The sequence below is a fragment of the Kitasatospora sp. NPDC097605 genome (assembly GCF_040302725.1).
Classification (GTDB): Bacteria; Actinomycetota; Actinomycetes; order Streptomycetales; family Streptomycetaceae; genus Kitasatospora.
This window is the reverse complement of record NZ_JBEOSF010000041.1, coordinates 56133-68925: the sequence shown is the minus strand read 5'-3', so window position 1 is coordinate 68925 and position 12793 is coordinate 56133. Positions and strand designations below refer to the sequence as shown.

12 protein-coding genes are annotated in these 12793 nt (G+C 72.6%); 3 read left to right on the top strand and 9 right to left on the bottom strand.

Annotation, left to right across the window (positions count from 1 at the left end; translation table 11 throughout):
• Positions 1–19: 19 nt before the first annotated feature.
• The gene (locus tag ABTX81_RS32705) at positions 20–595 is read left to right on the top strand and encodes a TerD family protein (protein WP_350553232.1); all 576 of its coding nucleotides are present in this window, start codon (positions 20–22) and stop codon (positions 593–595) included.
• A 140-nt stretch (positions 596–735) separates the two neighbouring features.
• Here ABTX81_RS32705 and ABTX81_RS32700 read toward each other — a convergent pair whose 3' ends face one another.
• The 7 genes from ABTX81_RS32700 to ABTX81_RS32670 all read right to left on the bottom strand — a co-directional run bounded on the left by ABTX81_RS32700 (position 736) and on the right by ABTX81_RS32670 (position 7343).
• Positions 736–1923: a hypothetical protein gene (locus ABTX81_RS32700; RefSeq protein WP_350553230.1), complete on the bottom strand. Its 1188-nt coding sequence runs from the start codon at positions 1921–1923 to the stop codon at positions 736–738.
• A gap of 123 nt (positions 1924–2046) precedes the next feature.
• On the bottom strand, positions 2047–2541 hold the full coding sequence (locus ABTX81_RS32695) for a DUF3180 domain-containing protein (protein WP_350553228.1): 495 nt from the start codon (positions 2539–2541) through the stop codon (positions 2047–2049).
• Between the two features lie 165 nt (positions 2542–2706).
• Complete coding sequence (gene folK / locus ABTX81_RS32690; RefSeq protein ID WP_350553226.1) at positions 2707–3306, bottom strand: 2-amino-4-hydroxy-6-hydroxymethyldihydropteridine diphosphokinase; 600 nt, start codon at positions 3304–3306, stop codon at positions 2707–2709.
• Between the two features lie 58 nt (positions 3307–3364).
• Entirely contained in the window at positions 3365–3724 is a 360-nt protein-coding gene (folB, locus tag ABTX81_RS32685; RefSeq protein WP_030309935.1) for a dihydroneopterin aldolase, read from the bottom strand.
• A gap of 258 nt (positions 3725–3982) precedes the next feature.
• Complete coding sequence (locus ABTX81_RS32680) at positions 3983–4483, bottom strand: nuclear transport factor 2 family protein (protein ID WP_502892906.1); 501 nt, start codon at positions 4481–4483, stop codon at positions 3983–3985.
• A gap of 24 nt (positions 4484–4507) precedes the next feature.
• Entirely contained in the window at positions 4508–5380 is an 873-nt protein-coding gene (gene folP / locus ABTX81_RS32675) for a dihydropteroate synthase (RefSeq protein WP_350553222.1), read from the bottom strand.
• 124 nt (positions 5381–5504) lie between these two features.
• Positions 5505–7343: a phosphatidylglycerol lysyltransferase domain-containing protein gene (locus ABTX81_RS32670; RefSeq protein WP_350553221.1), complete on the bottom strand. Its 1839-nt coding sequence runs from the start codon at positions 7341–7343 to the stop codon at positions 5505–5507.
• 375 nt (positions 7344–7718) lie between these two features.
• On the opposite strand from ABTX81_RS32670, the gene ABTX81_RS32665 reads away from it, so the two are divergent.
• Both ABTX81_RS32665 and ABTX81_RS32660 read left to right on the top strand, forming a co-directional pair.
• Positions 7719–8873, top strand: coding sequence for an alpha/beta hydrolase (locus tag ABTX81_RS32665; protein WP_350553219.1), 1155 nt, complete (start codon positions 7719–7721; stop codon positions 8871–8873).
• A gap of 128 nt (positions 8874–9001) precedes the next feature.
• Entirely contained in the window at positions 9002–9823 is an 822-nt protein-coding gene (locus ABTX81_RS32660) for a ferritin-like domain-containing protein (RefSeq protein WP_350553217.1), read from the top strand.
• Here ABTX81_RS32660 and folE read toward each other — a convergent pair.
• On the bottom strand, positions 9810–10415 hold the full coding sequence (folE, locus tag ABTX81_RS32655) for a GTP cyclohydrolase I FolE (protein ID WP_030309924.1): 606 nt from the start codon (positions 10413–10415) through the stop codon (positions 9810–9812). The two genes, ABTX81_RS32660 and folE, sit on opposite strands and share 14 nt — an antisense overlap.
• A gap of 113 nt (positions 10416–10528) precedes the next feature.
• Positions 10529–12583, bottom strand: a complete 2055-nt coding sequence (gene ftsH / locus ABTX81_RS32650; RefSeq protein ID WP_350553215.1) for an ATP-dependent zinc metalloprotease FtsH — start codon at positions 12581–12583, stop codon at positions 10529–10531.
• Positions 12584–12793: the final 210 nt, after the last annotated feature.

Sequence of the window (12793 nt, the reverse complement as noted above, 5' to 3'; positions counted from 1 at the left end):
CGAAGGGACTGCACACACCATGCCAGTGAGCCTCTCCAAGGGTGGCAACGTCTCGCTGACCAAGGAGGCCCCCGGCCTGACCGCGGTCACCGTCGGCCTCGGCTGGGACGTCCGCACCACGACCGGTGCCGAGTTCGACCTGGACGCCAGCGCGATCGTGCTGAACGCGGACGGAAAGGTGCTGTCCAACAGCCACTTCGTCTTCTTCAACAACACCAGCACCCCGGACAACACGGTCGTCCACACCGGTGACAACCGCACCGGCGAGGGCGCCGGCGACGACGAGGCGATCAACGTCAACCTCGCCTCGCTGCCGGCCGAGGCCGCCCGGATCACCTTCCCGGTCTCGATCTACGACGCCGTCACCCGGTCGCAGAACTTCGGCCAGGTCCGCAACGCCTACATCCGCGTGGTGAACTCCGCCGGTGGCGCCGAGATCGCCCGCTACGACCTCTCCGAGGACGCCGCCACCGAGACCGCCATGATCTTCGGCGAGCTCTACCGCAACGGCGCCGAGTGGAAGTTCCGCGCGGTCGGCCAGGGCTACGCCTCCGGCCTGGCCGGCATCGCCCAGGACTTCGGCGTGCAGATCTGACGCTCCCGCACCCGCGGGCCGTCCGGCGCCCGTCCCGCCACCCGGCGGGGCGGGCGCCGCGCCGTTTCCGGCGCCGGGCGTCGCACACGGGAACGGCGCGGCGCCGACGTCTCCGTCCACGCCGCGCCGCTCGTCCGTCGCTACCGCGAGGCGCGCAGCTCGGGGACCTCGATCTGCTCGGTCTCGTCGTGCGGGGTCAGATCGACCACCTCGGTGCCGTCCTCGCCGACCTGCGGCAGCACCTGGGTCTCCGCCTCCGGGCCCGCCGCCTGCGCGACCGTCTGCTCGGCCGCCTGCTCCAGCGCCTGGGCCGCGACCGCCTCGTCACCGACCACGTCCGCCAGGTCCGCCCGCTCACCGAGCTCCGCGACGCTGCGCACGGCCGGCGCCGGAGCCGCCGCGCGGACCGCCGCGCCGGAGCCGCGGCCGAAGAAGCTGAAGCCCTGCGGGCGCGGGGCCGGGGAGGCCGCCGGGCGCGGACGCTGCCGCTCGGCCGGGCGCACGGGCTGCGCGGCGGCGGCGGTGGACGCGGCGGGCGCCCCGCCGAGCTGGCCGACGGTCGCCGTCAGCACCGGCCGGGCCGGGGCCGCCGGAGCGGCCGCGGAGGGCGCGGAGGGCGCCGTCCCGGGCTCGGGCACCGACGGCGCGGCCGGAGCCGGAACGGCCGGCGTGACCCGCTGGGGCGCCGGCGCGGACGTCGTCGCGGGCGCCGTCCGCGCGCGCAGCGCGACCTCCGCGCCCGCCGCGTGCTCCGCCTCCCGCCGGGCGTCCCGCTCCCGCTGCGCCTCCTGCTGCGCCGCCCGCCGCTCCAGCTGCCGCAGCACGGCGGCGGCGCGGACGTAGGCGGCCGGGCTGGCCGGGTACCGGGGCCGGCTCGCGGCGAGCGCCCGCTGGGCCGCCTCGGCCTCCTTGAGCGCCTGCTCGGCGACCGTCACGGCCCGCTCCTTGAGCAGCCGGGCGATCTCCGTCTCGGCCTTCGCCAGCCGGGACTTCTCGGCGGTCAGCCGGCGCCCGAACCGGGTCGCCCGCTCCTCGGCCACCTCGGCCGCGTACTCGGCCTCGGCGAGCTGCTCCTCGAACCGCTCCTCGGCCCGCAGCCGCTGCGCGGCGGAGGCCTCGGCCGCCGCCCGCGCGGCCCGGTCGCGCTGGCGCAGCAGGACGGCGAACCCGAGGGTGGCGAGCACCGCGGCCGCGCCCACCGAGCGGACCAGCACGGTGTCCTGACTGAAAAGCAGCGCCCCCAGTGCGGCGACGATGAGCACGCCGGCGGCGGTGGGGGGAAAGACCCGGCCGAGGACGGAGGAATGACGGTGGCGTCCGCGAGACATGCTCAAGAAACTAGCGTGCGAATTGGGGCCGTGTCAGCCCAGGGTCCGGTTCGGCCCTTGACAGCGCGCCGGCTTTACCGGACGCACCCGGAAAATCACTCAAGATCACCGGAAAAGCGCTGGTCAGCGGTGGGTGGCCGCCGGGCCGTGGCCGCCCGGGTCGTCGTGGTTCTCCGGCAGCCGGCAGATGTGCTGCAGCCAGAGCGCCGCCGCGATCACGGCCGCGCCGGCCAGCACGGCGAAGCCCGCGGTGATCGCCTGGTCCTTGCGGGCCGGCACGTCCAGCTCGCCCAGCAGATAGATCCCGGCCCCCGCGTAGACGCCGGTGACCACCGCCGAGACCAGGGCGCTGGCCTGCCCGAGCACCACCGCCCGGGCCGCGCCCAGCGGGTCCACCCGCTTCGCCCCGGGCTGCCGCTCGCGCGCCGCCTTCAGCCGCGAGCGCAGCGAGAGCGCGGTCGCGAGCAGGATCACCGCCACCGCGGCCAGCACCACCGGCGCCGCTCCCGGCACCGCGGGCAGCGTGTCCAGGGAGGCCCACAGCTTGGCGCCGGCCCAGGACAGCGCCGTCGCGGCGGCGGTGATGCCGATCAGCAGACGGAGGCGAAGTGGCTTCACTCGGACGAGGTCCTTTCCCGGACGGCGGGTACGGCGGCGTCAGGCCACCGTACCGGGCCCCGGCCCGGGGGGTCCCGGACCGGGGCGGACACCCATGCCTACGGCCGACGGCCCCGCGCGAGTTCCCCGGCCTGCGCGGATCGGGCGGACGCGGTCCGGCCGCGGCTACTCCGGCAGGGTCAGCCGGATGTCCTCGCGCCGCCGGACGCCCTGGGCCTCCGGGCCGCCGAGCGCCGCCAGCAGCTCGGCCACCGGTCCGTGCCCGGGCAGCTCGGCGTCCGGCTGGGCGTCCAGCCACGGGGCGAGCACGAAGGCCCGCTCGTGCGAGCGCGGGTGCGGCAGCAGCAGCTGCGGGTCCTCGCTGACGACGCCCTCGTAGGCCAGGATGTCGACGTCCAGCGTGCGCGGGCCCCAGTGGACGGTGCGGACCCGGCCGAAGGCGTCCTCGATCGCGTTGCCGCGCTCCAGCAGGTCGCGCGGCGGCAGCGAGGTGCGGAGCACGACCACCGCGTTGTAGTAGGCGGGCTGGTCGGCGGGGCCGCCCACGGCGTCCGTCTCGTACACCGCGGAGACGGCCTTGACCTTGAGCCCGGGCGTGTCCGCGAGGGCGTCCACGGCCCCCTGCAGGGTGTCCAGGCGGTTGCCGAGGTTGGAGCCGAGGGCGACCACGGCGAAGCGCTGGCTGTGCAGGGTGGTGTCGACCGAGTCCACCCGCTGCTCCAGGTCGAAGGCGCTCGGCGCGGCGGTCGGGTCACTTGTGGTCATCGGACTTCCCCTATGGCTTTGACGGGCCCTGCGGCGGGCACCGGCCGGACGGTGCGGGTCACCCGCGGGTCCGGTGGATGGTCACGGTCACGTCGTCGAACGGCACGGTGATCGGGGCGTCCGGCTTGTGGACGGTCACCTCGACCTCCTCCACCGGCTCGTGCTTCAGGCACTGGTCCGCGATCCGCTGGGCCAGGGTCTCGATCAGCTCGACCGGCTCACCGGCGATGATCGCGGTGACCTCCTCGGCCACGATGCCGTAGTGCGCCGTGCGGGTCAGATCGTCGCCGGCGGCGGCGGGGCGGGTGTCCAGGTACAGCACCAGGTCCACCACGAAGGTCTGCCCCTCGGCCCGCTCACGTTCGAAGACGCCGTGGTGGCCGCGGGCGCGCAGGCCCCGCAGGGTGACGCGGTCCAGCAAACGAATCACTGCTCCCAGTCGGACGGGCCCCGCCCCGGACGAGGGGGGCGGGAAGGGCGGAGACGGGCGTCGCGCCCGCCGCTGATGATTTCGAATCTACCCGCGCGCGCCGACAACACCTGACCGTCCTACCCGGCACGAACCGTCGCCACGCGCACCGGAATGGCGATTGACGTGAACGTTCGGTGACCAGTCGGGAATTCCCCGGCCACCGCCCGGCGACGTTTTCCCGGGATTTCCCACCCGGGTCCGGAATCAGTCCTCGTCGTCCTCGTCGGTGCTGGTCAGAACGGGTGAACCGTGGTGCGACCACAGTTTCCACCCGACCGGGGTGCGTCGGAAGAGATTGGTCGACACGACCTTTCCGCCGACCAGCGGCCCGAGCTCGCCCTCCTGCTCGGCCTCCCCGCCGGAAAGGATGTTCTCGGTACACGTGACAAGGGCCACATCGCCGTGCACCTCCGCCTCCTCGTCGGTGAGGATGAACTGGATGTACTCGGTGTTCGCCATGATCAGCATGTACGAGCGGGTCACCTGGGCCCGTCCGCGCAGCACCGGCCATCCCGGGTGGACGCAGACCACGCCCCCCTTGTCGTCCGCCTCGCCGGCGCCCAGCCAGGCGTCCTCGACCGCCGCGAGGTCGCCGTTCTCCAGCGCCTCGTAGAGCGCCCGGTTGGCGGCCAGGACCGCCTCCCGGTCCGCTCCGCCGGCCCGTCGGCCCGCCGTCTCCCCGCTCAACCTGCCGTCACCCGCCATGACCCTCCCGTCTTCGCCAACCGCTCACCCCTGCCGGGCCGCGCGCTGCCAGGCCGCGACCACCCGGACGGCGTCCGCCGTGCCGGACACGTCGTGCACCCGCACCGCCCAGGCCCCGGCCCGCGCCGACAGCACCGACACCGCGGCGGTCGCGTCGTCGCGCTCCCGGGCCGGGCGCAGTTCCCCGGTTTCCGGGTCGGCGAGCAGCGTACCCAGGAACCGCTTGCGCGATGCGGCCACCAGGACGGGCCGGCCGAGCCCGGTGAGCGCGTCGAGCCGGCCGAGCAGCGCCCAGTTGTGCTCGGAGGTCTTGGCGAAGCCCAGCCCCGGGTCGAGGATCAGCTGGTCCTCCTTGACCCCGGCGGCGAGCAGCGCGTCGACCCGGGCGGTGAGCTCGGCGACCACGTCGGCGACCACGTCGCCGTAGACGGCCAGCCGGTCCATGTCGGCGGACTGCCCGCGCCAGTGCATCACCACGAACGGCGCGCCGGTCTCGGCCACCACCCGGGCCATCGCCGGGTCGGCCAGGCCGCCGGAGACGTCGTTGACGACCAGCGCGCCGGCCGCGACGGCCTGCTCGGCCACCGAGGCGCGCATGGTGTCGACGGAGACCGCCACCCCGGCGGCGGCCAGCTCGCGCACCACCGGGACGACCCGGCGCAGCTCCTCCTCCTCGGGGACGCGCTGCGAGCCGGGGCGGGTGGACTCGCCGCCGACGTCGACCAGGTCGGCGCCCCGGGCGCGCAGCGCGAGCCCGTGCGCGATCGCCTTGGCGGGGTCGTGCCACAGCCCGCCGTCCGAGAAGGAGTCGGGGGTCACGTTGACCACGCCCATGACGGCGCAGCGGTCGAGCCGCGGCAGTCCGGGCGGCAGCGAGAAGGGCACCGAATTGCTCATACCCCCATTATCCGACCACCCCCCGCAGCCACCCGGCCCCCACCCCCGGGAAACGGCCGGCCCCCGCCGAGGACGCTCCTCGACGGGGGCCGGCAAGGCTGCCGTACCGCTCTGGGCGGCCTCTCTAGGCGGCCTCGGAGACCTCCGGGCGGGTGGCGCCCGGCATCAGCCCCTGGCGCTGCGGCTTGCGGCCGAAGCGGGGCATGCCGAGGGTGATGAACGCCTCCGCCTGCATCGCGGCGAAGCCGATCCGGGGCAGGTCGCGGTTGTTCGGGAAGACCAGGAACCGCGGCTCCCACTCCGGCTGGAACTTCGCGTTGAACTTGTACAGCGACTCGATCTGGAACCAGCGCGACAGGAAGACCAGCAGCCCGCGCCAGGCGCGCAGCACCGGCCCGGCGCCGATCCGCTCACCGCGCGCCAGCGCCGAGCGGAACATCGCGAAGTTCAGCGACACCCGGCGCACGCCCATCGCCGGCACGGCCTGCAGCGCGGCGACGATCAGCAGCTCGTTCAGGCCCGGGTCGGCCGCCCGGTCCCGGCGCATCAGCTCCAGCGAGATGCCGTCCGTGCCCCACGGCACGAAGTGCAGCACGGCCTTCAGGTCGTCGCCGCCCTCACCCTCCTCGGGCGCCTTGTGGGCGGTGACCACCACGCAGTCGTCGTCACCCGGGTCGCCGAACCGGCCGAGCGCCATCGAGAAGCCGCGCTCGGTGTCGGTGCCGCGCCAGCGGGCCGCGGCGTCGGCGATCCGCGCCTTCTCCTCCGGGGTCAGCTCGGCGACCCGGCGGACCTGGCAGGAGTAGCCGTTGCGCTCGATCCGCTTGACCATCTGGCGCACGTTGCGCATGGCCCGTCCGGACAGCGAGAAGGTCGCGGTGTCGACGATCGCCTCGTCGCCCAGCTCCAGCGCGTCCAGCCCCGCCTCGCGGGTCCAGACCTCGCCGCCGACCTCGCTGCAGCCCATCACGGCCGGCACCCAGGCGTGCTCGCGGGCCTCGGCCATGAACACCTTGATCGCGCCCGGCCAGGCCTCGACGTCGCCGACCGGGTCGCCCGAGGCGAGCATGACGCCGGAGACCACCCGGTAGGAGATCGCCGCCTTGCCGGTGGGCGAGAACAGCACGCTCTTGTCCCGGCGCAGCGCGAAGTAGCCGAGCGAGTCCCGCTCGCCGTGCCGCTCCAGCAGCGCCCGGACCTTCACCTCGTCCTCGGCGGTCAGCTCCGGCTTCGGCTTCTCCGGCCGCAGCGCCAGGTAGGTGGTGGTGAGGGCGGTGATCAGGCCCATCGCGCCGAGCAGGTAGCCGACTAGGTCCTCGATCCGGTCCGCGTTGTAGTGCACCGGCCCCTCGAAGCCGAAGAGCCCGTAGACGACGTGCTCCAGCCGCTGGTACAGGCCCGGGTGACCCAGCTCGTACTTGGTCCGGGTGCTGACGATCAGCAGGCCGAGCAGGACGCCGACCACCCCCATCACGACCAGGTTGACCACGGCGCGCCAGCGGGTGCGCGGGTCGGCCTTGGCGTAGAACTCGCGCCGGTGGATCAGCATGACCGCGAACAGCACCAGCGAGATGACCGCCGGGCCGAGCTGGTGCCAGCGCAGCAGGTGCAGCGCCGCGCCGATGGGCAGCAGCACGCACACCGCGCGCCAGGCCCGCCGCTTGCGCCGGCGCAGCGCGTGCGCGAGCAGCACCAGCAGCAGGCCGATCATCAGGGTGCCGGCGGCGGCCAGCGTGGTGGTGCCGCCGGGCAGCTGCCCGGCGAAGGTGTGCATCTTGGTGTGCCGGAGCTTGGGGAACACCGCGCTGGCGATGTCCACCAACCCGATCAGCAGACAGGCGTAGCCGACCGCGCCGGGGAGCCAGGCCCTCGGAACGGCGGCCGCTTGGGTACGAAGCGTCTGCAGGCCGCGACGGCGCGGCGGCTGCTCGGGGCTCGGCTCAACGGACACGGGAACGCTCATGGGGGTTCAGCGTAGAGGCTGTGGCGGGGTGTCCGGTCACTCCTGGGTCGGAGCTGTGATGGACCTTCATGCCTTTTCCTTCATCAGGCAATACGCACACCAAGGAACCGGCAACGAAGGGTAAACCGGCCCCCTGAGGGCACTGCGGATTGAGCCGAGGGGTGGGCGCCGGAGCCCCTCACCGCGTGGCGCGACGGACCCCCGCGTACGTCCTACGTACGGTGGACGCCGCATTTTAGGGCGCCGGTTGCGCCCGAGCGCCGTCGGCCCCGGGGCCCTCCCGGCGTCCGGACAGCCTAGCCGCGGTGGCCAGCGCTGACGCACCGCCAGACGATGAAGCCTGCACCGACAGTGTCCCACCGGAAGGCCGACGGTATGGAACTGACCAGCGACGCGCTGATGAACTCGCTGATTGCCCTGGGTTCGGCGGCGCTCCTGACCACCCTCTGGGTCTGGCCCAGGCTGGCGCGCCAGCGGCCGCTGCCGGTGCTCGGCCGGGTGGGTCTGCTGACCGTCACTCAGGCCTCGGTGCTCGCGGTGCTGGCGCTGAGCGTCAACAACGCCTTCGGGTTCTACACCTCATGGGACGACCTGCTCAGCCCCGGCGGCACCAAGCTCGCCCTCACCAGCAACGAGAACCACAAAGGCGGCGTCCCGGCCGACGACACCCTGCTCGCGCCGACCGACGAGGGCGGCATGGAGACGATCGGAGACCTGCCCAGAGGGGCACCCGAGGAGGTCGGCAAGGTCGAGTCGGTCCGGATCACCGGAAAGGAGACCGGACTGTCCGACCAGATGTTCGTCTACCTGCCGCCGGAGTACTTCGACCCCAAGCTCGGCCTGACCCGCTTCCCGGTGCTGCTGGCCATCGCCGGCTACCCCGGCACCACGCTCAACCTGATGAAGGACCTGCCGGTCATCCAGACCGCCGTGGAGCTCCAGCGCGCCGGGAAGATGCAGCCGGCCATCGTGGTGCTGGCCCGCCCGACCCTCACCCCGCCGCGCAACACCGAGTGCGTGGACGTCGCCGGCGGGCCGCGCACCGAGACCTGGTTCACCAAGGACGTCCCCGAGGCGCTGCGCTCCGCCTACCGGATCGGCCGCTCCCCCGCCTCCTGGGGCGTCTTCGGCTACTCGACCGGCGGCAGCTGCGCGCTGCGGCTGGCGATGCGCTCGCCGACCGTCTTCGGCAGCGCCGGCGGACTGCACGCCGACTTCAAGGTCAACGAGGACCAGTTCACCGGCGGCAGCCTGTTCGGCGGGGACAGGTCGCTGGCCGACCAGAGCGACCTCGCCTGGCGGCTGCAGAACCTGCCCGCCCCGGCGCTGTCGATGCTGGTGGTCTCCACCCGCAAGGAGTCCGACTACCCGCAGACCGTCCAGTTCGTCGAGCTGGCCCAGCAGGTCGCCGCCGCCAACCCGCAGTTCCAGGCGGAGTCGATGTACCTGGACGACGGCGGCCACAACTTCGAGAGCTGGGTGCGCGAGCTGCCCGCCTCGCTGGAGTGGATGGGCCACCACCTCGGCTGACCCCGACGCCCCCAGGCAGGTGAATACCGGCCGGTCGGGCGCGGTGTCCGCCGCCCCGGGGGGACGTATCTCGACCGCCCCGGCCGAACGACGGCCGGCGCCGCCCCCGGATCCGGGCAGGAGGCCCCATGCTCAGCACCCGAACGCTCTTCGACGAGATCTACCGGAACGACGAGGCCTACCAGCTGTTCTGCAGCATCGCCGCCGGCGGCGAGGACCAGGGCGGGTGGGAGAACGAGCGGATCACCGAACTCACCCGCGACCCGGTGCTCGCCCCGAAGATCGCCCGGCACGGCGCCGACGAGCGCAAGCACGGCCGGATCTTCAGCCAGCTGCTCCACAAGCGCGGTCTGCCGAAGGTCGACGTGCCCGCCGAGGCCGACTACTGCATGCTGCTGGAGCGCCAGGGCATCGGCCTCGCCCACGAGCGGCTGACCACCACGGTCCCGCTGACCGACCGCGAGATCATCACCTACCTGGCCCACAGCCGGGTCACCGAGCAGCGCGCGGCCGAGCAGATGCGCCAGCTGGTCAAGGCGTACGGGGACAACCCGGACCTCGGCCGGGCGATGCGGATGATCTCGGCCGACGAGGACAACCACCTCGCCTACTGCCACGAGGAGCTGCTGCGGCTGTCCGCCGAGGGCCACGGGCCGTACATCCGGCACGTGCTGGAGACCAGCGCCCGCGGCGAGATCCGCACCCACCGGGACGTCGGCCTCGCGGTGACGTCCCGGATGGCGCGGATCCTCCGCTGGCCGCGCTGGCAGCTGGCCGTGGTCACGGCCGGCGTGCACGCGCTCTACCTGTACGACCTGCTGTACGGCTGGCGGCGGATGGTGCGGCTGCGGATGCCCGCGCGCCGCAACGCGCTGGGCACCCCGGCCCCGCCGCACGCCGAGCCCGAGCCCGGTCACGAGCCCGGGCGCGACCCGGTCAGCGACCGATGATCAGGCTCATCGCCTCGGCCCGGGTGGCCGGGTCGCGCAGCTGTCCGCGCACGCAGGAGGTGATGGTCTTGGCGCCCGGCTTGCGGATGCCGCGCATCGACATGCACATGTGCTCGCACTCGACCACGACGATCGCCCCGCGCGGCTCCAGGATCCGCATCAGCGCGTCGGCGACCTGGCTGGTGAGCCGCTCCTGCACCTGCGGGCGGCGGGCGTAGACGTCGACCAGCCGGGCCAGCTTGGACAGGCCGGTGATCTTGCCGCTGGTGGACGGGATGTACCCGACGTGCGCGACGCCGCGGAAGGGCACCAGGTGGTGCTCGCAGACCGAGGTCAGCTCGATGTCCTTGACCAGCACCATCTCGTCGTGACCGAGGTCGAAGGTGGTGGTCAGGACGTCCTCGGGCTCCTGCCAGAGGCCCGCGAATATCTCCTTGTAGGCGCGGGCCACCCGGGCCGGCGTCTCCAGCAGGCCCTCGCGGTCCGGGTCCTCGCCCACGGCCAGCAGCAGTTCGCGGATGGCGTTCTCGGCCCGCTTCTGGTCGAAGGTGCCGACGGCGGGCGGACCGTCGAGCGTCACCGGGTCGATCATGCGGGCCTCGCTAACTGGTTGACGAACAAGGGTTGAACAGCACGGATGCCGCGCCTCCAGGGTACAAACCCCGGTGACGCGGCATCCATTCCGTCGGGTACCCGAACTCCCGGTCAGCCCTCGGTGGGCGGCTCGACCGGCAGCGGCGGGAGCTTCACCACGTCGGCCGGGGCGGCCTCGGCGGTGGCGGTGGCGCCGTTGGTGAGCGCCAGCTCCTTGGGCGACTGCACCGGCGGGCGGGTGGACGGCGTCCGGCGGGCGGAGCCGGTCCACGCCGGACGGGCCGGGCGCTTGACGATCGGGGCGAAGATCTCGGCGATCTGCTCCTTGTTGAGGGTCTCCTTCTCGAGGAGCTCCAGAACCAGGTTGTCGAGCACGTCGCGGTTCTCGACCAGGATCTCCCAGGCCTCGTTGTGCGCGGCCTCGATGAGCTTCTTGACCTCCTCGTCGACCAGCCCGGCGACCTCCTCCGAGTAGTCCCGCTGGTGGCCCATCTCGCGGCCCAGGAACGGCTCCGAGTTGTCGCTGCCGAACTTGATCGCGCCCAGCCGCTCGGTCATGCCGTACTGGGTGACCATGGCCCGCGCGGTGGCGGTGGCCTTCTCGATGTCGTTCGAGGCACCGGTGGTCGGGTCGTGGAAGACCAGCTCCTCCGCCGCGCGCCCGCCCAGCATGTACGCCAGCTGGTCGAGCATCTCGTTGCGGGTGGTGGAGTACTTGTCCTCGTCCGGCAGCACCATGGTGTAGCCGAGGGCCCGGCCGCGGGACAGGATCGTGATCTTGTGCACCGGGTCGCTGTACTGGCAGGCCGCCGCCACCAGGGCGTGGCCGCCCTCGTGGTACGCGGTGATCTTCTTCTCCTTGTCGGACATGATCCGCGTGCGCTTCTGCGGACCCGCCACGACGCGGTCGATCGCCTCGTCCAGGATGTTGTTGTCGATCAGCTTCTTGTCCGAGCGGGCGGTCAGCAGCGCCGCCTCGTTCAGGACGTTCGACAGATCGGCACCGGTGAAGCCGGGGGTGCGCTTGGCGACGGCCGAGAGGTCGACGTCGGGCGCGATCGGCTTGCCCTTCTGGTGCACCTTGAGGATGTCCAGACGGCCCTGGAGGTCGGGGCGCTCGACCGCGATCTGACGGTCGAAGCGGCCCGGGCGCAGCAGCGCCGGGTCCAGGATGTCCGGGCGGTTGGTGGCGGCGATCAGGATGACGCCGCCCTTGACGTCGAAGCCGTCCATCTCGACCAGCAGCTGGTTGAGGGTCTGCTCGCGCTCGTCGTGACCGCCGCCGAGGCCCGCACCGCGGTGCCGGCCGACGGCGTCGATCTCGTCGACGAAGACGATCGCCGGGGCGTTCGCCTTGGCCTGCTCGAAGAGGTCGCGGACGCGGCTGGCGCCGACGCCGACGAACATCTCGACGAAGTCCGAGCCCGAGATCGAGTAGAACGGCACACCGGCCTCGCCCGCGACGGCGCGCGCCAGCAGGGTCTTGCCGGTACCGGGCGGGCCGTAGAGCAGCACGCCCTTGGGGATCTTGGCGCCGACCGCCTGGAACTTGGCCGGCTCCTGCAGGAACTCCTTGATCTCGTGGAGTTCCTCGACCGCCTCGTCGGCGCCAGCGACATCGGCGAAGGTGGTCTTCGGGGTGTCCTTGGTGAGCAGCTTGGCCTTGGACTTGCCGAACTGCATGACGCGCGAGCCGCCGCCCTGCATCTGGTTCATCAGGAACAGGAAGACCAGCACGATGATCACAATGGGCAGCATCGACAGCAGCAGGCTGACGAGGGTGCTCTGCTTCTCCGGGCTGACGGTGTAGCCCTCGGAGAGCGTGCTCTGGTCGTTGTCGTTGATCTGGGCCTGCAGCTTGTCGGCGATCGCGACGCCCTGGTCGCCGATGTACGAGGCCTGGAACTTGCTGCCGGACTGCGGCTTGCCGGAGCTGGCCGCGGGCAGCTTGGCGCCGTCCTTCAGCTGGATCTTGATGGTGTTCGAGTCACCAGTGGTGAGCTGCGCCGACTTGACCTGCTTCGCGTCGATCGCTGCGACGACCTGACCGGTGTCCACCGTCTTGTAGCCGTTCGAGTCCGAAACGACCTGCATCAGCACGATGACGGCGAGGACGGCCAGCACGATCCACATGATCGGCGCACGGAAGTATCGCTTGACGTCCATCCATGCGGGGCGTTGCCGCCCCGTCCCTCCTGCCACTCAACGGCGCCGCGGGGCTGTGGGCCGCCGGCGCATTCGGTCACTGCTCATGTGAAGAGCGGTTTATTGGACCGTACCGCAGTGCGACCCCGACGTGGCGGGAGCACGGCGATACGGCGTTCTTCTATGGTCCCCCGGATCCAACGGGCGGGAACAGGCTCCTGTTCCCGCCCG